This is a genomic window from Chitinivorax sp. B, from assembly GCF_005503445.1.
Taxonomy (GTDB): Bacteria; Pseudomonadota; Gammaproteobacteria; order Burkholderiales; family SCOH01; genus Chitinivorax.
Genome location: NZ_SCOH01000031.1, coordinates 46,355 through 67,374, shown reverse-complemented (window position 1 = coordinate 67,374; position 21,020 = coordinate 46,355). Strand labels below are relative to the sequence as shown.

21 protein-coding genes, 1 tRNA gene and 2 pseudogenes are annotated in these 21,020 nt (G+C 50.6%); 17 read left to right on the top strand and 7 right to left on the bottom strand.

All coding sequences use genetic code 11. The features are described 5' to 3' along the window. The 4 genes and pseudogenes from FFS57_RS17620 to FFS57_RS17610 form a co-directional block, all read right to left on the bottom strand. The coding region (locus FFS57_RS17620; protein ID WP_249384050.1) for a PEP-CTERM sorting domain-containing protein at positions 1–767 on the bottom strand (767 nt) is incomplete at its 3' end. Between the two features lie 681 nt (positions 768–1,448). Next, a pseudogene (locus tag FFS57_RS25855) lies at positions 1,449–1,963 on the bottom strand (IS4 family transposase); the annotation flags it as partial. A 243-nt stretch (positions 1,964–2,206) separates the two neighbouring features. Next, positions 2,207–3,076 (bottom strand): pirin family protein, encoded by an 870-nt coding sequence (locus tag FFS57_RS17615; RefSeq protein ID WP_137939129.1) that lies wholly within the window; start codon positions 3,074–3,076, stop codon positions 2,207–2,209. Positions 3,077–3,157: 81 nt separating this feature from the next. Beyond that, entirely contained in the window at positions 3,158–4,030 is an 873-nt protein-coding gene (locus tag FFS57_RS17610; protein WP_137939128.1) for a pirin family protein, read from the bottom strand. A gap of 531 nt (positions 4,031–4,561) precedes the next feature. Here FFS57_RS17610 and FFS57_RS26285 point away from each other — a divergent pair. Continuing rightward, positions 4,562–4,723 (top strand): hypothetical protein, encoded by a 162-nt coding sequence (locus tag FFS57_RS26285; protein ID WP_502705923.1) that lies wholly within the window; start codon positions 4,562–4,564, stop codon positions 4,721–4,723. Between the two features lie 106 nt (positions 4,724–4,829). On the opposite strand, the gene FFS57_RS17605 is transcribed toward FFS57_RS26285, so the two are convergent. Beyond that, positions 4,830–4,920, bottom strand: a tRNA-Ser gene (locus FFS57_RS17605). Positions 4,921–5,039: 119 nt separating this feature from the next. Here FFS57_RS17605 and dnaX point away from each other — a divergent pair. From dnaX to FFS57_RS17580, 5 genes are all read left to right on the top strand, one after another. Beyond that, a complete protein-coding gene (gene dnaX, locus FFS57_RS17600) occupies positions 5,040–6,890 on the top strand; it encodes a DNA polymerase III subunit gamma/tau (protein ID WP_137939127.1) in 1,851 nt (616 codons plus the stop codon). A gap of 141 nt (positions 6,891–7,031) precedes the next feature. Further along, the gene (locus FFS57_RS17595) at positions 7,032–7,358 is read left to right on the top strand and encodes a YbaB/EbfC family nucleoid-associated protein (protein ID WP_137939126.1); all 327 of its coding nucleotides are present in this window, start codon (positions 7,032–7,034) and stop codon (positions 7,356–7,358) included. 15 nt (positions 7,359–7,373) lie between these two features. After that, on the top strand, positions 7,374–7,778 hold the full coding sequence (locus FFS57_RS17590; protein WP_137939125.1) for a nuclear transport factor 2 family protein: 405 nt from the start codon (positions 7,374–7,376) through the stop codon (positions 7,776–7,778). A gap of 8 nt (positions 7,779–7,786) precedes the next feature. Then, positions 7,787–8,383: a recombination mediator RecR gene (gene recR, locus FFS57_RS17585; RefSeq protein ID WP_137939124.1), complete on the top strand. Its 597-nt coding sequence runs from the start codon at positions 7,787–7,789 to the stop codon at positions 8,381–8,383. A gap of 2 nt (positions 8,384–8,385) precedes the next feature. Continuing rightward, a complete protein-coding gene (locus tag FFS57_RS17580; RefSeq protein WP_171014038.1) occupies positions 8,386–9,015 on the top strand; it encodes a nucleotide-binding protein in 630 nt (209 codons plus the stop codon). Between the two features lie 299 nt (positions 9,016–9,314). Here FFS57_RS17580 and FFS57_RS17575 read toward each other — a convergent pair. Beyond that, a pseudogene (locus FFS57_RS17575) lies at positions 9,315–9,602 on the bottom strand (DUF3579 domain-containing protein); the annotation flags it as partial. A gap of 354 nt (positions 9,603–9,956) precedes the next feature. Here FFS57_RS17575 and FFS57_RS17570 point away from each other — a divergent pair. The 11 genes from FFS57_RS17570 to FFS57_RS17520 all read left to right on the top strand — a co-directional run bounded on the left by FFS57_RS17570 (position 9,957) and on the right by FFS57_RS17520 (position 20,073). Next, positions 9,957–11,780: a tetratricopeptide repeat-containing diguanylate cyclase gene (locus tag FFS57_RS17570; RefSeq protein ID WP_137939121.1), complete on the top strand. Its 1,824-nt coding sequence runs from the start codon at positions 9,957–9,959 to the stop codon at positions 11,778–11,780. A gap of 87 nt (positions 11,781–11,867) precedes the next feature. Continuing rightward, entirely contained in the window at positions 11,868–13,691 is a 1,824-nt protein-coding gene (locus FFS57_RS17565) for a tetratricopeptide repeat-containing diguanylate cyclase (protein ID WP_171014037.1), read from the top strand. A gap of 495 nt (positions 13,692–14,186) precedes the next feature. Further along, on the top strand, positions 14,187–15,089 hold the full coding sequence (argF, locus tag FFS57_RS17560) for an ornithine carbamoyltransferase (RefSeq protein ID WP_137939135.1): 903 nt from the start codon (positions 14,187–14,189) through the stop codon (positions 15,087–15,089). A gap of 99 nt (positions 15,090–15,188) precedes the next feature. Next, on the top strand, positions 15,189–15,575 hold the full coding sequence (locus tag FFS57_RS17555) for a VOC family protein (RefSeq protein WP_137939134.1): 387 nt from the start codon (positions 15,189–15,191) through the stop codon (positions 15,573–15,575). Between the two features lie 5 nt (positions 15,576–15,580). Further along, the gene (locus FFS57_RS17550; protein WP_171014036.1) at positions 15,581–15,943 is read left to right on the top strand and encodes a 5-carboxymethyl-2-hydroxymuconate Delta-isomerase; all 363 of its coding nucleotides are present in this window, start codon (positions 15,581–15,583) and stop codon (positions 15,941–15,943) included. Positions 15,944–15,955: 12 nt separating this feature from the next. Then, positions 15,956–17,173 (top strand): argininosuccinate synthase, encoded by a 1,218-nt coding sequence (locus FFS57_RS17545; protein ID WP_137939118.1) that lies wholly within the window; start codon positions 15,956–15,958, stop codon positions 17,171–17,173. Positions 17,174–17,440: 267 nt separating this feature from the next. Then, a complete protein-coding gene (locus FFS57_RS17540; RefSeq protein ID WP_137939117.1) occupies positions 17,441–17,638 on the top strand; it encodes a DUF2788 domain-containing protein in 198 nt (65 codons plus the stop codon). A 98-nt stretch (positions 17,639–17,736) separates the two neighbouring features. Next, positions 17,737–18,048, top strand: a complete 312-nt coding sequence (gene ppnP / locus FFS57_RS17535; RefSeq protein WP_137939116.1) for a pyrimidine/purine nucleoside phosphorylase — start codon at positions 17,737–17,739, stop codon at positions 18,046–18,048. Between the two features lie 321 nt (positions 18,049–18,369). Next, positions 18,370–18,837: a DUF2799 domain-containing protein gene (locus FFS57_RS17530; RefSeq protein WP_171014035.1), complete on the top strand. Its 468-nt coding sequence runs from the start codon at positions 18,370–18,372 to the stop codon at positions 18,835–18,837. 101 nt (positions 18,838–18,938) lie between these two features. Beyond that, positions 18,939–19,424: a YajQ family cyclic di-GMP-binding protein gene (locus FFS57_RS17525; protein ID WP_137939114.1), complete on the top strand. Its 486-nt coding sequence runs from the start codon at positions 18,939–18,941 to the stop codon at positions 19,422–19,424. 7 nt (positions 19,425–19,431) lie between these two features. Beyond that, positions 19,432–20,073, top strand: a complete 642-nt coding sequence (locus FFS57_RS17520) for a retropepsin-like aspartic protease family protein (RefSeq protein ID WP_171014034.1) — start codon at positions 19,432–19,434, stop codon at positions 20,071–20,073. Positions 20,074–20,127: 54 nt separating this feature from the next. Here FFS57_RS17520 and folE2 read toward each other — a convergent pair whose 3' ends face one another. Continuing rightward, the gene (gene folE2 / locus FFS57_RS17515; protein WP_137939112.1) at positions 20,128–20,931 is read right to left on the bottom strand and encodes a GTP cyclohydrolase FolE2; all 804 of its coding nucleotides are present in this window, start codon (positions 20,929–20,931) and stop codon (positions 20,128–20,130) included. Positions 20,932–21,020 lie beyond the last annotated feature (89 nt).

The following is a 21,020-nucleotide window of genomic DNA, read 5'->3' as shown; positions in this document are numbered from 1 at the left end:
CCGAACTGCGCACCACCCACCGTGACTTGGCGTGTGGTGTCAGGCTGGTTGTAGGCATAACCCACCAACCCATAACGGGATTCAATGCCTTTTTCTTTAAGTGCGGCTTCCAGGCCACTGACCGCGCGACCTGTCCACGTCTGGGCCGCCCAGTTGTTCTCCGCAGCCGTTCGACGCAACTGGCGAATGGACTGGGATTCATCCGCCATGACAATGACGTCGGCTGCAGGCGCTGCCAGGGACGATGATGCAGCGCCCAACAATGTCGTCAAGGCCAATGCGCCTGCACGCATTCGCCGTCTGCGTGACACCAACAATGCACCAGCACCTATTGTCACGAGTGCGGTACCCCCCGGTTCAGGAACGTCAGTGGGTGGTTGGGTACGTGGTGTGACCAGCACTTGCCCGGTGCCCACAGACGTGGGGGACAAAGCCTGACCGTAAAAATCTCCCAATATATCGCGGCCTGCAATATTGGGTAGCACATTGAGAAACGATGTCCCCGCAGCTAATGCGTCAAATTCCAGCGAGATCAAGCTGAACTTGCCCGCTTGTTGGTGAGCCTGCAAGATACCCAGATCTGTCAGTGTAGACACTTCCGACACAGCGATTTTGCCCGGCGCGATTAGACTGTAATCGGTAAAGGTTTCCCCAGCACTGACGGTGGGATCGCCGAGTTTATTGCCAAAGGTCAATTTCTTGAAGTTCAGGACGTTGGCATCAAAGCTGACAATAAAATCGAATGCGCCAACAACATCAGATTGCAACTCACTTGCTGTCACATCAACGCGGACAACGTCAGCTACTTTTGCTGATTGAAAGGGCGGCGAAAATTCAATTCTTGCTGCAGATACATTGCCAATTGTCCATGCCGGCAAAAGCAGGGCAAAAGCTGCCCACCGCAGGCATGCGGTATTCGACATTTTTTTGTTCATATAAAGGGTGCCGGGCTAGTCTGGGAATGATTACGCTGAGTGTCATGTAGCCATGCATGGCATGGCGTATTGTGCAAATATGTGATTATGCACTATACATTTTTTGTCGTGTAAAAACAATGACAGATAACTTTTTTTGGCTGCATCGGCATCTGTTTTATGAATCAATATATCTTGATGGGCGTATTGCCTGGCTGTCTTGCTCAGAAAACGCTAAAACGTGGGGCATTGGAATGTGTTTTCTTCCTAAAGAACGGGCAGCTTTTGGTCGAGACGAGTCTACAATGCTTATTCATCGGCGCATTGGCAGTTATATTGGCAGAGTGTAATACGGTTGCAATGCTATCGGTGGATACGGCTTGGAATGCACTTAAATCGCAATTGATAGTGGATTGCCCGCTGTCGTAAGGGTGTTGATGCCTATGTCGTGAGGTCTGCAAAAAGCGGGGGCTTTCTGCTTTCCAGGTCTTTCCGCCGAGCCTTCTTGAGCGTGAGAGCAGTCGAGGCGTGGGCTTAAGCAATGCAACCGTCCACATAGCTCTTGAATTTGTCGATTTTTGGGCCACGTTTGCTCGTGGCCGCCTGCTTGGGTGAGATTCACCTTGCTAAGGGCAGCAGTCTCTGCGCCAGCAACGGCGCAGATGTCTAGTCCGCTGTTGGCCCATGCTTGGCGGGCACGACGATCAGCATGCCTTCATAGCCGCTTTTGATGTGTTCAGCCAAGTCGTAGGTGGAAACCGCTAACGGTGGAGCCTGTGTTCGACGGCACGCTGCTACAGCGGCACAACGTTGTAGAGCACCGCCACTACGAGGCCTAACAGCGCCGCTTGAGGATGCCCCAGACGATTGATCTCACGGCTCCAGGCGCTGGAACATCCCCTCAGCGCGCCAGCGCAAGCGGCACGACGCAGCAATCGTCGCTGGCTTGATCTCGGTAGGCAGGCTCATAACCCGATCACGGTTTCGCCAGACTCGGTGGGCGAGTCTGGCTCGAACTCGATACGGCACCAGCTTGATGGCGCATGCTGTTCAAATCGCGCTATTACTGTCTGTCAGACTTCTGCGCTCCTACGTTTTCATTGAAACCACGAGGATGTGTCAGTTTGCTCAACAAGACTTGAAAAGGGGTGGGGCTTGTTCGTATTTTGGCCGCGGGCAGGATAGTCCAAGTTCGTATACTGTTCTTCTCCTTTGTTGGTCAAACAAGGCAGGTTTTGCGTTGTGCATAACCTGCCTGGCGCGCGCCAAGATCGTGAGCCGGTGATTGGGTGTTAACGTTCCGGCAGTGGAATGCGTTCGGACTCACCGGGAACCAGGGGAAAGAGATCATCACGCCATTGTTGTTTGGCCGCTTCAATCTGTTCTCGCGAACTTGCGACAAAATTCCACCAGATGTGACGATGGCCATCCAGTGGATCACCACCGAATATCAGCAGCCGGCTGTCCAGATCACTTTGTAGTGTGATAGTGGCACCTGGTTGCAAAATGGCGACGTGGTGAGTGGGCACTGCTTCGCCATGGATGCTGATCTGGCCATCGGCAACATAGATGGCACGTTCTGCATGATCCGCCGGAATGTCGAGCCGGGTGCCGGCAAGCATGTCCGCTGCGGCATACAAGGTATCGCCAAACGTGGTGACGGGCGATTGTGTTCCCCAGGCATGGCCCAGGATGATACGCAATTGCAGGCCTGGGGTGGTCAGTAGCGGCAAGCTGGCTGCAGGGTGATGGAAAAAGGCCGGTTCACAGGCTTCATCCGCTTGGGGTAGCGCGAACCAGGTTTGAATCCCATGCAGGCGCTGCCCGTTTTGGCGAGCGGTGAGTGGTGTCCGTTCAGAATGAACTACACCACGACCGGCAGTCATCCAGTTCACATCACCCGGGCGAATGACCTGTTCACTGCCCAAGCTGTCCCGGTGCAGCATTTCACCTTCAAACAGGTAGGTCACTGTGGCGAGACCAATATGTGGGTGAGGGCGCACATCAATGCCATCACCAGGAGCAAAGGTGACTGGGCCCATATGGTCGAAGAAAATGAACGGCCCGACTGCCTGCTTCTCAAATGCCGGCAGCAGGCGGCGCACTGTAAAGCCACCCAGGTCGCGGGTGTGGGGTTTCAAGAGGTGTTGGATACTCGACATGTGATGGCCTTTGCTAGCGAAATGCTCGGCAGGTCACCTATGTGGCCTGCCAATAGTGTATTGAGTGGGTTCAGGTGGCGGTCAGAATCGCCCGGCGCGAAAATCGTCGATGGCTTGCTCGACTTCATCACGGCTGTTCATAACAAATGGGCCCCATTGTGCAATGGGCTCATGCAAAGGTTGGCCAGCTATTAACAGGAATCCGCTGTTCTCGGCGGCTTGAATCTCGATGCCGTCATGGTCCGCACGGGTATCGAGAATGCCCATCTGCTTTGCATTGACCTTGCGTTGTTGTCGTCCAATGTTGATGGCTCCCCGGTAGACATAGACAAAGGCGTTATGTGTGGACGGTAGTGGCTGCTCAAACACTTGGCCTGCTGGCATTGATACATCCAGATACAATGGGGCTGTGTCCGCCTTGATCACAGCGCCGGCAACACCATGGCTCTCACCAGCAATGATCTTGATGTGTACGTTGTCTGCACGGGTTACCTCCGGAATCTGCTCTGCGGCGATATCACGATAGCCTGGCGTGGTCATTTTGTCCTTGGCGGGCAGATTCAGCCAAAGTTGGAACCCCTGCATCAGCCCATTTTCCTGTTCAGGTAGTTCGGAATGTACAATGCCTCGCCCTGCTGTCATCCATTGCACACCGCCTGCAGCCAGTAGCCCTTCATTGCCGACATTATCCCGATGCCGCATCTGTCCGGCTAGCATATACGTCACGGTTTCAAATCCACGATGTGGATGATCGGGAAAGCCCGCCAGATAGTCATCTGGATTATCTGAATGAAAATAGTCCAGCATCAGGAACGGATCTAACCGGCGTTGCAAATCTTGCGTCAATACCCGCAATAATTTAACACCGGCGCCATCAGATGTTGGCACGCCATTGACCAACCGCTCCAGTTCTCGTGGTGTGTGTACTGCAGTTGTTGGGTAAAGGGTATCCATCACTTTTCCTTTCCAGAAAATTTGAAGTACTGAATTGGCTTGATCGATCGGATTCTAGGCTTTTCAATGTGAATTGAAAGTGGAATGTTCTGGCCTGTTGTGTCAATAAAATTGAATATATAACACACAACGGTGTGTAAGTTGCTCAGGTATATCGATCACGCGGCAGTTGGGAGCAATAGTATCTGCCGCATTTGCTGTATCTCGTCGATCGCACTTCAGTCGAAATGTGGTTTGGATAATACATTGAGTTCAATACCAAAGCGCCTGCCGGCTTGCGGCTCCTGGGGGTTACTCATGCAATAATATGTCATATAGATACGAAATGTCGGATGTTCTCAGAATTTCGAGCTTGGGTGAGCTTTCGTTACCATCAATCGAGCAACTAATTGAAGCGGCTTTAAGCGGCGCTAGTTCGGTCGTGTCAGCTAGGCACTTTTGACCGGGCTGCGTGCTCATCAAGACTGCACATTGATCGGCCTGGATCAGTGCTGCATCTGCAAAAATACAAAAACAGAAAGCGAAAGACGCATGTACGAAACGGCGAGGGTAGGGGACCCGATCAGCCGCAGCAGCACTCTGGCAGGATTTTTGATGGGGGCCCTGCTGGGCGTGGCACTGATTGCGGCAGTGGCTGTCAAGCAGCGTCTAAGATTTTTGCCGCACCCCCATCTGGAAAGTTTTGCACGCTGATTTACAGCCTTGTGCTTGTGCTGCGATTTTTTTGGCTCAAAGCGCTACGGGTGAGGTAAATGCAAATGAGAAAAGCCAACCTTATGGGTTGGCTTTTCTTGAGATTTGGCGGAGAGAGCGGGATTCGAACCCGCGTCAGGGTATTACCCTGAACACGCTTTCCAGGCGTGCGACTTAAACCGCTCATCCATCTCTCCGATGAAGAGGCGCGGAGAATAGCGTAAGTGTTGCTGTTGCGCAAGTATTGTTTGTAAATATTTCTCGGTGCAATGGTGATCCCGGCGGGAGATTGGGGTGTTTCTGGTAGAATCCGCGTATGACCTATCAAGTACTCGCCCGAAAATGGCGCTCGCGCAACTTTGCCCAAGTCGTAGGGCAAGAACATGTTGTTCGGGCTATTTCTAACGCATTGGAAAAACAGCGGTTACACCATGCGTACCTGTTTACCGGGACGCGTGGGGTGGGAAAGACGTCAATTGCCCGCATTCTTGCCAAGTCGTTGAATTGCGAATTGGGTATTACGGCAGAACCATGTGGCAATTGTGCCGCGTGCACCCAGATTGATGCTGGGCGCTTTGTTGATTTGCTGGAATTGGATGCTGCGTCAAACACGGGCATCGACAACATGCGCGAGGTGATTGACAACGCGCAGTACGCGCCGACAGCAGGGCGCTTTAAAGTCTATATTATCGATGAAGTTCACATGCTGTCGAAATCGGCTTTCAATGCGATGTTGAAAACGTTGGAAGAGCCGCCGGCACATGTGAAGTTCATTCTTGCGACCACTGATCCCCAAAAAGTCCCTATTACAGTGTTGTCGCGATGTTTGCAGTTTAATCTGCGGCAGATACCGCCTCAGGTAGTGGCGCAGCATTTGGCCTATGTATTGGAGCAGGAACAGATTCCGTTTGAATCGGCCGCACTAAACCTGCTTGGCCATGCAGCAGCAGGCTCGATGCGGGATTCACTCAGTTTGTTGGATCAGGCCATTGCCTACGGTGCAGGGCGGGTGGAAGAAGCTGGGGTGCGCTCAATGCTGGGCGCAATTGATCAAAGCTACCTGTTTAATCTATTGGATGCGTTGGCGGCACGCGATGGCGTTAGTTTGATGGCCCATGCCGATTCAATGTCAAAGCGGAGTATTGCTTTCGATACGGCGTTGCAGGAGCTGGCGGCATTGTTGCAGCGTGTTGCTTTGGTTCAAGTGGTGCCGACATCGCTGGATGATTGGCCGGATGCTGAGAGAGTCGCTCAGCTGGCCACATTGTTACCGCCCGATGACGTGCAGCTTTTCTATCAAATTGCAATATATGGTCGAAAAGAACTGGCATTGGCACCAGATGAGTATGCTGGATTCACCATGGCTTTGTTGAGGATGCTGGCATTTGTACCTGATGGTGGACCAGGCAAGCAGGTACTTCGTCCTCAGTCAATTGTCGTAAAACAGCGCGATACTGATTCTACTGTGGCAGTCCCATCTTCTCCTGCATCGGCAAACCCAATTGCGCAGTTACGTTCGGTGCTGGCTGTCAAAGGTACGGCAAGTGCCGGGTTGCCAGCATCGCGTACTTCACCTGTTGCGCCGGTATCAGTTCCGTCGACAGGGCCTGATGTGAAGACAGTGCCGACTCATTCTGTAAAGAGCACTCAACAGGCATCGCCAGCTAGCAATGACGACTTGCCTCCTTGGTTGGATGAGGTGCCTGATGAGCAGGGTGAAGGGTATGTGCATGCCCGAGATGTGAAAGCGCCAATTTGTCCTCCTTTAGCCAGTGTCCCTGCCGCGAGTGCCAACGATGTAGTGTTTGATGGTGACTGGTTGGCATTGGTTGCAAAGTTGCCATTGGATGGAAGGGTGAAGCCATTGGCGCAGAATTCACTATTGAAGCATTTTGAGGGCAGGCATTTTGAGTTGGCATTGGATGCACAATATCGTGCAGCAGCAGATAAAGTATGTCGTGAACGTTTGATTGCCATCTTGTCGGAGCATTTTGGTTATCCGGTGACTGTGGTGGTTTCGGTTGTCGATGATTTGGGTGACACGCCTTGGGCTGTACGACAGGCGGCAATCAAGACGGCGATTGATGCAGATCCTTTTGTACGATTGCTCTGCCGTGAATTGGGTGCGACGATTGTAGATGGTTCGATTCGCGCAGTTTCTGCCTGAATGGCGTTGTAACTGTGAATGGTGGCCTATTGGGTAGGATGACGAGCGTTTTCTACGCAAGGCTTACTTGGCTGTATCTGAAAATTTTTCTGGCACGTGATTTAGCGATGGCGTGCAATATTCTGAATAGGAGTGAAGCAAATGATGAAAGGTGGCTTGGGTAACCTGATGAAGCAGGCTCAGGTGATGCAGGAAAACATGAAAAAGGCACAGGAACAGTTGGGCCAAGTTGAAGTCGAGGGCCAGGCTGGTGCGGGTATGGTCAAGGTAGTCATGACCTGCCACCACGATGTTAAGCGTGTCACTATTGATCCTAGCTTGATGACTGAAGACAAGGAGATGCTGGAGGATTTGTTGGCCGCCGCCGTGAATGATGCCAATCGTCGCGTCGAGCAGACAACTCAAGAGAAGATGGCGGGTTTTACTGCTGGAATGGGCTTGCCGCCTGGATTCAAATTGCCATTCTGAAATTCTATATTTGTCATGCAGATCGTATTTGAGCTGTGGCGTAATATTCAGAACAGGGACTGGGTTGCGGCAAAGCTGCTCCTTAGTCCTGATGTTGAAATGCGATGGTGGTCGACTGGTGAGTGTTTTGAAGGTTCGGATGCGGTCATTCACGTCAATCAAGTTTATCCGGAAGGCTGGACTATTATCGTGCAGGAACTCAATGGGCTGCCGGATGGGCGTGTGCATTCTCTGGTGCGGGTTGATCATGCAGGGCATGGTGTGTTTTATGCCAATTCCTTTTTTGTATTACACAAAAACTTGATCTGCCGGATCGATGAGTATTGGTCCCAGCTAGAGGAGCCACCTGCTTGGCGTAGAGCCCAGACTCTTCCGGGATATAGGTATTTGCCAGAGATGCGACCCGATGCGAACTGTTAAAGTGTGCAATGAAAACACCATCCAGCCTTGATCAATTGGTAGATGCCTTACGGGTGCTCCCAGGTGTTGGCCCCAAGTCGGCCCAGCGCATGGCATATCATCTGATGCAACGGGATCAGAAGGGGGCTCAGCGGCTGTCCAGCGCTTTGGATAATGCCCTGAGCCGTCTGCAACATTGTGCACGTTGCAATACTTTTACCGAGGCGGAGCTGTGCAATCTATGTGCGGATCCCGATCGGGATGTAACGCAGCTGTGTGTCGTCGAGATGCCTGCTGATCTGCTGATGATGGAGCAAGCCATGTGTTATCAGGGCTTGTATTTCGTCTTGCTGGGTCGTTTGAGTCCACTGGATGGTGTCGGGCCGCGTGATGTGAATTTGGATCGGTTGCTAGTGCGGGCTCAAGATGGTGTGGTGAGGGAGGTTATCCTATCTACCAACTTTACTGTTGAGGGTGAGGCAACGGCCCATTATATTGCAGAGATGCTTAAATCACGTGGCTTGTCAGTGACTCGTATTGCCAGGGGGCTGCCGGTTGGTGGTGAGCTGGAGTATGTTGATCCGGGTACTTTGGCACAAGCAGTCTTTGAGCGTCGGAAGCTCTGACAATGGTGCCTTTGCTGTCGATATTGATCGCGAACCCCAAGGGTGGGTCTGGTAAATCGACATTGGCGACCAATCTGGCTGGTTATTTCGCATGGCAAGGTCAGGGTGTTATGTTGGGTGACATTGATCGCCAACAGTCAACTCGCCACTGGTTGGCTGCGCGTCCGGCGAATCTACCGCCAATTGAAGGATGGGTGATCGAGTCTGGCGAGGTGGCCAAACCTCCTAAAGGCGTTCGGCGGGTAGTTCTTGATAGCCCGGCTGGATTGCATGGCAAGAAACTGGATGCCGTATTGAAGAAGGTCAATCGCATTTTGGTGCCTGTTTTGCCGTCAGCATTCGATATGTGGGCCAGCGAAGCATTTTTTGCAGCGTTAGCGGCTGAGAAAGTTATCCGAAAACAAGGTGCATCGATTGCGGTCATTGGTATGCGTGTTGATGCTCGTACGAGGGCAGCACAGCAGTTGGAGCAGTTTCTATCTGGATTCGATTTGCCTGTTTTGACCTATTTGCGTGAGACACAGGCTTACGTACAGTTGGCTAGTCAGGGAATGACAATTTATGACACTCCGCGGTATCAGCGTGATCGCGACCAATGGCAGCCAGTATTGGACTGGCTTGCCGCCTCCTAGTACTTTTCCTCCATTTTTTAATGCTTGTATTTGAGTGTGCACTCGTATACTGGCAGGGTTGTATCAACGTGGTGGTACCTAATAGCTGACGGTGTGGGCATGGCACTTTGGGGAAATGAGCAGCTCCTAAAATCAGTTTGATGGGCTGGCTGATGTGTTGTCTTGTTGCCAGAGGTATTTGGCGACCGGCTGTTCACGTGTGATGTGTGTAAAGCCGGTGGAGTAAAGTCAGCGGGTGCCTGGTGCGCAAGCGCTGACGCCCTGCAGTAGTGAAACTACAAAAACTTGTTGGGATACACTTCTTCGATCAATTGTCTGCAATCGACAACGCGCAAGTCGTTATCTTTTGCAAAGCTCATCAGGAAGTTGTAGACGTTTGGGTCAATCTGCTCCAGTTTCTTGTCCACTGCAACGCAGCGAACGTTTTCCAGTGTCAGTGGACGAACGTACGGGTGGTACGACATCTTCTGGTCATGACCAAAGGTTGAAAGGATGCCAGACAGGCGTTCAGCCCAATCGCTTGGGCGAAACGTGCGGCCGTTAGAGGTAATACCTTGAATGATAATTTCGTATGGATTACAGATCATGGCAGGGAACGCGACAGTTTGGCGTAATTATACAACATTCGCATTCCCCCTTTTGTTTGGGTAAATACCAATGGCTGATTTCATTGCAACTTGTTATTGACGGATGTCGGCAGTTCGCGTTCAATCGCCTTGGTTGCTTTGAATACTAGTATAAGATGAATCATATCCAAGTTTTCGAATATATTGCTGGCGGCGCCAAATGAAGAGGATACGTTTGGTAGCAGATTTGCTGATATGGAAACCGGTGGTTTGATTCACCCATAATTGGCTCACGGGCCTATTCTGATTCTGTAATTTATCAGGCTGCAGGTGGTTGCGGCTACTGGTTGACTCCCTAAACTGCTCATTGAATTCATGGTCTCTGTCTCTGATATTGCCTTGCTGAATCTGGATGCATGGCAGGTGAACTATTCTGATCCCGCAAGATCCCGCCAATTGGCGGAGAAAGCACTTGCCATGGCAACTGTTGCAAGTGACGTCAGTGGTCAGGCCTATGCCAATCTGATTTTGGGTTATTGCCACTTGAGGCAGCGTGGTATTACTGATGGCGAATATTATGTGGGTGCTGCAAGAACTGCGCAGGCGACACTTGATGACCCGCGACTCGATGCACTATTACGCTTTTGGGAGGGAATGCGTCTTTCCAAGGCCGGACTGTACGAAGAGGCATTGCATTGGTATTTGCCGATTCTGGAGCCGCATCACCCTGCACTCATGCCATTGGACTTGATGCGCTTATACAATGCGTTGGGTGTCGTCTACCTTAGAAAAGGTGATGATCTGGCCGCAATGCGATGCTTGTATCGTGCCTTGAGTATCGGTCGTTTACAGGGGGCGGCACCAGAACGTGCCATGTTGCTGTCGAACATTGGGTATATGCAATTGTGTGCTGGTAACCCGCAAGAGTCCTTGTTGCTACAGCGAGAGGCGAGTGAATTGCTGCAATTGGATGCACACCCCTTTTTGGTGCCATTGGTAGCTGCGAATCTAGCGTTGTCCTACTTGGCCACGGGGGATGCAGAGGGGGCATTTGAAGCGATTCGTCCACTGCTTGGAATGGATCTGCCAGGCAGTATTGATTCTGCCATGTATGCGTTTTACCACGTGGTAGCCGCCCATACCTTTGCAGAGCGCGATCAGGCTGAGCCTGCCAAACGGCACTTACATCGTGCGCGGCAATTAATCGATCAATCTGCAGAGCCTGATATCGAATTGCATTGTTGCTGGGTACAGTCCTTGTTGCATCGATCCGAAGGTGAATATGCGGCGGCGACCTTGCAACTACAGATGGCGACGCAACGTTTCAGCATGGTGAAAGAGCGTTTTTACGTTGAGCATATCCTACGTGAAATGGCCAACAGTCATGCAAGGGAAGGGCATTTTCAGCAAGCCTTCGACACGCTGCTGACCTATCAGGCGATGGTTGAGCAGACGTCTCGTATTGCAGAGCGGGCAAAATTGCAGACTTTGCAGACTTTGCATGAGTTGGAGCGGGTTGAGACTCAGCGTGATGATGCGTTGGAAGCGATGCAGCGTACAGATGCCGCCAATCGAGAACTGCTTCGCTTGAATCATGAGTTAGAGCGGCGTATGGAAGAGATTGAGCAGCTGCAACAAGCGTTGAAGGAGCAAGCGCTGCGTGATCCACTGACCAATCTATACAACCGCCGGCATCTTCAGGAGGAATTGCCAGCAGTTTTACACTTGGCGGAACGTCAGCAGTATCCAGTCAGCGTCGCATTGATCGATGTTGACCACTTCAAGGCGATTAACGATGGTTACGGCCATGCTTTGGGTGATGAAGTATTGGTCATGCTGGGACAAGTGTTGAAAAGTAGCGTCCGGGGAAGCGACTTTGCGTGCCGTTACGGTGGTGAGGAGTTCTGTATCGTTTTCCCTGGAGCAACAGCACAAGATGCAGCCCAGCGTCTGGAAAGCATGCTGGTAATGGTCCGATCCGCCCATGTGCAATGTGATGGCAAAACACTTGCTGGTATTGGTTTTTCGGCAGGGGTTGCGGAATATCCGTTTCATGCCCTGACTCAACAGGCATTGCTTAATCTGGCAGATAGTGCGTTGTATCAGGCTAAACAGACTGGGCGAGGCCGAGTGCTTGTCTGTGGAGTTGACGGCATATCAATAGTGGGCACTCTCAACGCTCAGAATGGGCTACCTTGAAGTTGTATCGAAACGAACGTGGCATCTGCGCCGTTAGTGTACGCCAACATGCGTGAAGTGACTGTGTGTCATGGCATGGTAAAGATCATGGTTGATGCATCAACATCCGGTGGGCCGCAGGGAACGACACCAAATGGCGTGGGTGCCGTTATGGTGCAGATCAAACGTTTGAACGATCTGGCCTGGGACTGCCAATTTGTCGATCCAGCCCAAGTGCCTCGGTTAGCGGCACATGCTGAACAATTGGCGACAGGCTGTGAGGATTGGGTAGGCTTAGGATGGGCGTTGCTGAATCAAGGCTTCCACCAAACGCGCTTTGGTGCGTTGAATGACGCTCAGGGTTTGTTTGAGCATGCTCGGCAGTGCTTTGTACGGCGGCTGGATCGCCGTGGCAGCTGGCTTGCTGTTGATGGTGTTGCATTAGTCCTGCTCCGGCGAGGGGACCGGGCGCGTGCAAGAGCATTGTTACAGAACTCGTTAGAGGCCCCGGAAACTGAGCGAGATCCGCTGGATTGGGTATTGACCCTGAATACGCTGGCCACCAGTTGCATTGAGCTGAATGACACCGAGTCCGCATTGCGGTATTTCTATCGCGCGCTGGAGATAGCGGAGCGGATTGGCTCCTTACCCCGTATTGCACAGATCAGTATGAATCTTGGCTATGTGCACCTGATGTTGGGGAGCCATGCTGAATCCTTGCGTTTGTTGTCGATGGCGGTAGATATCACCCGTTCTGTCAATTTGCCATTTATCAGGCCGATTGCAGTTGGCAATCTTGCGCTTTATCACATCACGCAAGGGCAGACCTCTGCTGCCTATGAGCTGGTTGCCCCGTTGCTTGGCCGTACAGATTGGGTTGAGACCGGAGATTTGGCTTTTTTCAACGCCATCGCAGCACAAACCTTTGCCATTCGAGGTGAAACCGATACGGCTAGACAGTTTCTGGATGATGCCCGTCAGATGGCGCAGTCTGTATCTGATGATGCTTGCTTGGTGCATTGCCTTTGGGTTGACGCTTTGCTGGCACATCGGGATGGTAATGCTGTGACGGAGTTGGCTTTGATGGAGCAGGCGTTACGTTTGGCGGATAAGGTACCGGATCGACATTATCAGATTGAAACACTCAAGTCGTTGGCTGAGCTCTACGAACGTCAAGGTGATGCACAGCAAGCTTTGACTACGATTAAGCGTTTCTTTGCATCAAAGGAAGATATGGCTCGATTGGCCACTGGAGCGAGGGTGCAGAGCATGGCTATTCAACATGAGATTGCCAGGACTCGGATGGAGCGCGATTTCGCGCTTGCCCGTCAGGCAGAGGCTGAACATGCCGCGCGTGATCTTGAGCGGCTGAATCTTTCGTTACGAAACAAAGTGGTTGAGGTGGAATCGTTGCGTGATCAGTTGCGGGAACTGGTGGTTCGCGATCCGTTGACTAACCTATACAACCGTCGCCACTTGCAAGACGAATTGCGGGCTGCATTGCAATTGGCTGCTCGGCAATACTTTACCTTGTGTGTTGTGTTATTTGATCTTGATCACTTCAAGGCAATCAACGATAGCCGTGGCCATGCTTTTGGTGATGCCGTACTGGTGGCTTTTGCGGATTTGCTACAGTCGTCGGTGCGGGGGAGCGATTTCGCCTGCAGGTATGGTGGGGAAGAATTCTGTGTGGTAATGCACGATATCGATACGTCAACGGCTGTCATGCGCACGGCTGAAATGTTGGGTAAGTGGTGTGAACAGCGCATCACTTATCATGGGGCAGATTTGGTTGGCTTGAGTTTTTCTGCTGGTATTGCAGAATATCCAAAAGATGGTACTGAGCCAGACCGATTGCTCAGCCGAGCAGACGCCGCGTTGTATCGTGCCAAGCAGAGTGGGCGTAGTCGTATTGAATCCGCCTTTGGCTAAGTATCCAAGTGCTTCGGCAGGCTAGGATGCTGTCTGTGTGGAAGTACATTGCTGCTAGGTATTTGTTTGAGTTCTAAGTGAAATGGGTATGTTTGCTGAACGCGGATCGCTATTGCCAAGAGACTGCGGCGTACCTTTCAATCCCCTCGACTTTCCCTGGTAAGGAATGTCGCAAATTCGTATCAATTTGTCGCATTAAAGAAATTTATAGTTGCAAGGCGCAACTGATTGGGTTAAATATGGCCCTTTCCGCGTCAAAATTCCATTCTTTGGGGTGTTTATGGGGAAGATGTTTGTGAATAGCCCATGATTACCCATTCAGCTGGATCATGACAGTCAACGTGGTTGTCGGCATCGAACAAATTTGATTTCCTGCGGAAAAACTTGCTTGGTGGTTCATTGCTTGCTAAGCAAGGTCTTTACCAATCATCCGGCAGATGCCGGCTTACACTATCGCCCCCATGTATTGGCAGGGCAATTGGGTGCACTATGAGTATGAAACACTTTCTGCAGTTGAAGGATTTCACTGGCGAGGAATTTGAATACCTGTTCCAGCGCGCCAAGTGGATCAAACACCAGTTCAAGAACTATCTGGCCTATCAGCCGCTGAAAGATCGGACCCTGGCCATGGTGTTCGAGAAGCAATCTACACGAACACGCGTCAGTTTTGAAGCTGGCATGTATCAAATGGGTGGAATTGCACTGAACTTAACCACTGGGCAAACTCAGCTGGGTCGTGGTGAACCGATTGAAGATGTAGCACGCGTCATCTCACGCATGGTCGACATCGTGATGATTCGTACCTATAACCAGGACATTATTGAGCGCTTTGCACAATATTCGCGTGTGCCCGTCATCAATGGACTGACGGATGAACACCATCCATGCCAGATCATGGCGGATATCTTCACCTTTGTAGAACACCGCGGTGCGATAACTGGGAAGACGGTGGCTTGGATTGGTGACGGTAATAATGTTGCGAGATCGTGGTTGCAGGCAGCAAAAATCTTTGATTTCACCTTGAATGTATCTACGCCGCTAGGGTTTGAACTGGATGCTGGCGATGATGCCTGTAGCAATCTCAAGGTATTTGCTGATCCAATGGAAGCGGCACGCAATGCAGATTTGCTGACTACCGATGTTTGGACCAGTATGGGTTGGGAAGATGAGGAGGATGATCGTAAAAAGCTGTTTGCGGCTTGGCAGGTGGATAGCGACATGATGCAGGCAGCCAAGCCTGACGCATTGTTCATGCATTGCTTGCCAGCACATCGTGGAGAAGAAGTTACTGCGGAAGTGATTGATGGCCCCCAATCGGTCGTGTGGGACGAAGCTGAAAATCGCATGCATACCCAAAAAGCGTTACTTGAGTATCTGTTGCTGGGGCGCTTGGCCTGATGTGGGGCAGCTACTCTTGGACGACGGGATTGACTGCATTGATAATCAGTCAAATCAAATGATGGCAGATGCTATGACCCAAGTTGAAAGGATCGCATGATGCTGGATCATATTGGTATTTCAGTCGGTGACTATGCAAAGAGTAAGGTTTTCTACCAGCAAGCGCTGGCACCATTGGGCTACAGTATGTTGTATGAATTCAAAGGTGAAGAGGCGGGTGGTTATGAAGGGGCTGGTTTTGGCGTGGCCCCCAAACCTGATTTCTGGATCAGTCGAGGTACCCCGCATAAGCCGATCATGCATATAGCGTTTCAGGCCGACAGTCGTGCGATGGTTGATGCGTTTTATCACGCGGCCATTGCTGCGGGTGGGCAGGACAATGGTTCGCCAGGTTTGCGCCCCCACTATCACCCCAACTACTATGGCGCGTTCGTTCTCGATCCTGATGGACAAAACATCGAGGCTGTTTGTCACCAACCTGAATGATTGCCATGCCGCACCTGATTCTCGAATATACCGCCAACCTCGAAACATATGTAGATCGTCGGGAGTTGTTCCGTCGTTTGCATGACACCCTGTTCGCATCTGGCGAGTTTTTGCTGGATGAGATCAAAAGTCGTGCCATTCGATTGGATGACTATTTTGTTGGGGCCGGTGATGTGAAACATGCGTTTGTCCACCTGAAAATTCATATGCTTGATAAGCGCGACCATATCGTCATGGCACGAACGGCACAAAGCGTATTACCGGTGCTGAGTGAAGCTTATCAGCAGGCGCTTGGTGAGTTGCAATGCCAGATTTGTATCGAGGCCGTGCCGATGCGGTCGGATTGTTATTTCAAAGTTGTATCGTAGAGAGTCGAACCTATGTCTGACATCAAGAAAGTCGTGCTTGCCTATTCTGGCGGTCTGGATACCTCAGTCATTCTCAAGTGGCTGCAGGATATCTATCAATGCGAAGTGGTGACCTTCACTGCGGATATCGGTCAGGGAGAGGAGCTGGAGCCCGCTCGAGCCAAGGCCCTGAAGCTGGGTATCAAGCCTGAGAACATTTTTATCGATGATTTGCGCGAAGAGTTTGTGCGTGATTTTGTGTTCCCGATGTTCCGTGCCAACACAATTTATGAAGGTGAATACCTGCTTGGTACCTCGATAGCCAGACCGTTGATTGCGAAACGTCAGATCGAAATTGCGAATCAAGTTGGTGCAGATGCGGTATCCCACGGTGCAACGGGTAAGGGGAATGATCAGGTCCGTTTTGAGTTGGGTTACTACGCCCTCAAACCTGGTGTCAAAGTAATTGCACCTTGGCGCGAGTGGGATTTGTTATCGCGCGAAAAATTGCTTGATTATGCAGAAAAAGCGGCCATTTCCATCGAGATGAAGCATAAGCAAGGTGGCGCGCCATATTCCATGGATGCCAACCTATTGCACATTTCCTTTGAGGGGCGCCATCTGGAGGATCCCAAGGCAGAAGCCGAAGAGTCGATGTGGCGCTGGACGGTATCTCCAGAGGCGGCACCGGATACGCCGGAATACATTGATGTTGAATTTGAGCAAGGGGATGCTGTTGCTATCAACGGCATACGCCTTAAGCCGCATGACATGTTGGCGAAATTGAACGAGCTTGGTGGCAAGCATGGTATTGGTCGTCTTGATTTGGTGGAAAACCGCTACGTTGGCATGAAATCACGTGGATGTTATGAAACACCTGGCGGTACCATTTTGCTCAAGGCACACCGTGGAATTGAATCAATTACACTGGACCGTGAAGTGGGGCATTTGAAGGATGACTTGATGGCCCGCTATGCCAGCCTGATCTACAACGGATACTGGTGGAGCCCGGAGCGTAAAGCCTTGCAAGTGTTGATCGATCATACCCAATTGAATGTCAACGGCTGGGTCCGCATCAAATTGTATAAGGGGGGAGTCTCGGTTGTGGCACGCGATTCAAAGGATTCGCTATTTGATCAGGCGATTGCTACTTTTGATGATGATGGCGGCGCTTATAATCAGGCTGATGCAGGTGGTTTTATCAAACTGAACGCACTTCGTATGAGAATAGCTGCCCGAAAACGCGGTTGATTACGATGATTCCCACAAAAAGCGTGCCTATGGCACGCTTTTTCTTTAAACAAGTGTATGAAATGTTGCAGTAAATTGCTGCTATGCAATGAAATATTGGTTAAAATATACGGAACTTGCTGCTGATCGGCAGCATACCAGCCAGGTGTCTTCCCTTGAGTACCAGCAAGTCTTTGCTGCACGATGTTGAGGAAGATTGATTGGTGATTGGTGTGCGAATCGATTTAGGCAGTTTTCTTTTTGCCAATTGAATGGTGCGTTGCAGCAATGAGCGAAGAGCTGTTCACAGAGTTGTCGTTGCAGATTTGTGTGACTGGATTGATCTTGTACATGGGTTTTATCGTCTATGATCTGGCCAAGGAATCCAAAGCTGGTAAATATGGCACAATCGTTATGTTTGGTACCTTGGGTTTTGGCGTAGTTGGATTCCTGATCAAGACTGTTATTTCCAAGGTTATCGGATAGTTATCCCAAAAGATGGGCTCGGAACAACCTAAGTACTTCCCTTGCCAAGTATTGAGTGCCCGTCATTGTAGTTCATTACATCGTCAGGAGAAGGCCGGATGTCGCAGTTCGATCAAGTTAGCGTAGTCAAAAAAGCCAATGTCTATTTTGATGGCAAGTGTGTCAGCCACACTGTATTGCTGGCTGATGGTACACGCATATCTGTTGGGGTGATTTTGCCTTCGCAGCTTACATTCAATACGGGCTCGCCTGAGGTGATGGAGTTGATTGAGGGGCAATGTAAGGTCCGATTGGTTGATACTGAGGATTGGGTAACTTATAAAGGCGGGCAGTTGTTTGAGGTGCCTGGTCATTCTACTTTTGACATTGATGTCCTTGAAACACTTCACTATGTATGCCATTTTGGATAAGGGGGTGTTTTCACAACGCTTTGCTTGGTGAAACCGGGTCCTTTGTGGTGATAGTTCTTCTCCTCTACTAACATCACCATTTCTCCTGGCGCCGCAAGATGATTGCGGATGTATTTGTAAAAAGCCGAAGACCGAGTAGATTTGGTTTTCGGCTTTTTTATGGCGTGATTGCATGCGTGGCAAGATTGGATGTTAGTGTTGTTAATGGCACATTCAGCGCAAACGCATTAATCTTCGCGAATGGATACTGACACTTTTTCTCGTTTTTCGATTATCCCGGTGCTGTTGGCTTCTGTCTTGTTGGCAGGAGGTTGTGCGTCCATGTCTGAGCGCGAATGCCGTCAAGTTGACTGGTATGAGCAAGGCATCCGGGATGGTGCATATGGTTATGATTCCGGGCGTGTAATATCGCATACTGAAGCATGCGGCAAGCTGGGGATAGTACCTGATCGGAAGGCTTATTTTGATGGCCGAGAGCAGGGGTTACGACGTTACTGTACAGCGGAAAGTGGCTATAACGCTGGCCGTTATGGCCGCCATTATGCGGGTGTATGTGTCGGGCGTGGTGAGCCAGAGTTTCTGAATGGCTATCAGCAAGGGCGACAACGTGCTGTCTTGGAAGATGATCGGGATCGTTTAGATCGCGAGATTACATCTTTGGAGAAGCAGCTGAAGCAAGTAGGTAGTGAAAATGACCGCAACTTGCTACGACGTCGGATTATCCTGCGCGAAGAAGAACGCATCCGTATTGATCGTGCGATCCGCATGGATCATGGCTGGCGCCCATAATGGAAGTTTTCACTGAGCGGGTAGTACTGTATGTGGTTTAGCTGCTGTGACTGGCGGAATCAAGTAAAATAGTCTGCTTTAGAATCAAGCAGGATTGACCCATGCCCTCATTTGATATCGTCTCCGAAGTGAATGAAGTTGAAGTTCGTAATGCGGTTGACCAGACCAATAAAGAGGTCAGTACGCGTTTTGATTTCAAGGGAAGCGATGCGCGTGTCGAACAAGCTGAGAAGATACTGACCGTATTTTCAGACAATGAATTTCAGCTTGATCAGGTCAAGGATATTCTGCGTGCTAAACTGGCCAAGCGAAACGTTGATGTTCGTTGTCTGGACGAAGGCAAGGTGGAAAAAGTCAGCGGTAACAAGGTCAAGCAGGCCATCACTGTTAAGGTTGGTGTTGAAACCGAATTGGCGAAGAAGATTGTCAAGCTGATCAAAGATAGTAAATTGAAAGTGCAGGCATCCATTCAGGGTGATGCAGTCCGAGTGTCTGGTGCCAAACGTGATATCCTGCAGGATACGATTGCATTGGTACGTAAAGACATTACGGAGTTTCCACTGCAGTATCAAAACTTTCGGGATTGAGGTTGGTGTGAAGAAATGGCTCATGTTTTCCGTCATGCTGGGGACGTTTATGCCAGCGATGGCGGCAGAAGTTGCCTTAATTGGCGTGATGGGGAGCAAGGCCGTGGTCCGGGTGGATGGTGGTAAAGAGAAGGTGATGTCGATTGGCGAAACCTTCAATGCTGTCAAGCTAGTGTCAGTCGAGTCAGGGCGCGCTACATTCGACATTGATGGCAAGCGGAAAACCGTGGGGCTAGGTGAAGCACCATTGCGTATTGGTGGTGGTGGAGGGTCTGGAAGCAAGACTACACTGTATGCCGATGAAACAGGTCATTTCTTTACTACGATCAGTGTCAATGGTGCCAATATGCGCGCACTGGTTGATACGGGTGCCAGTTTGGTGTCGATGAGTGCATCACAGGCACGGAGTGCGGGTATTGACTATAAAAGTGGACGACGTGGAATGACTCAGACGGCGAATGGCTTAGCACCTGTCTATGTGGTCAAGCTTCGCGCTGTCAAGGTGAATGACATTACCTTGTATGATGTGGAAGGTTCTGTCTCGGAAGGTGAGCACACGGGCGGCATGGTGTTGTTGGGTATGAGTTTTCTGAACCGGCTGGCAATGCAGCGTGAAGGTACGACCATGACGCTGACACAGCGTTACTGATGGATTTTGTGTGATAAAAAAGCGGGTTTTGAAACCCGCTTTTTTATTGGCTGATCAGTTTGCAGTCTTATCAGCTTCAATCAATGCATAGGCTGAGTGATTATGGATGGATTCAAAGTTTTCCGACTCCACCACATAGGCATCGATCCGATGATCGGCGTTCAATTGTGCCGCAACATCACGAACCATGTCTTCAACAAACTTCGGATTGTCGTAGGCGCGTTCGGTGACATGCTTCTCGTCCGGTCGCTTCAGCAAGCCGTACAGTTCACAAGATGCCTGGGCTTCGACCATCTGTACCAACTCCTCAATCCAGACCAATGAATTGGTGCGAGCCGATACGGTCACGTGAGATCGTTGATTGTGGGCACCACGTTCAGAGATCTTTTTAGAACAAGGGCACAAGCTGGTTACCGGCACTAGGACTCGCATAGTCTGGGTATATTGGCCGTTGCGGATTTCGCCGATGAAGGTGACATCATAATCTAGCAAGCTTTGTACGCTGGAAACCGGTGCAGTCTTGTTGATGAAATAAGGGAAGCTCATCTCGATGTAGCCAGATTCAGCTTCTAGGCGGTCTACCATTTCACGCACCATGGTCTCGAACGATTCGACCGAAATTTCCTTTTCGTGGCTGTTGAGGATCTCCACGAAGCGTGACATGTGAGTGCCTTTGAAGTGCTTGGGCAAATGCACATACATATTGAACATGGCCACGGTGTGTTGCACGCCACTGGCCTTGTCAGCCACTTTCAGCGGGTGGCGAATGGATTTGATGCCGACCTTGTTGATGGCCAGATTGCGATGATCCGGCGAATTCTGTACGTCAGCAATGGCTTGTGTATCTGCAGATGTCATGGCTTTTCCTGTGACGGGTATTGCTTGATATGATGCGGGCAATACCCGATTAAACAAGTCGGGTATGTAAAGTTTATCCGATTTACTTT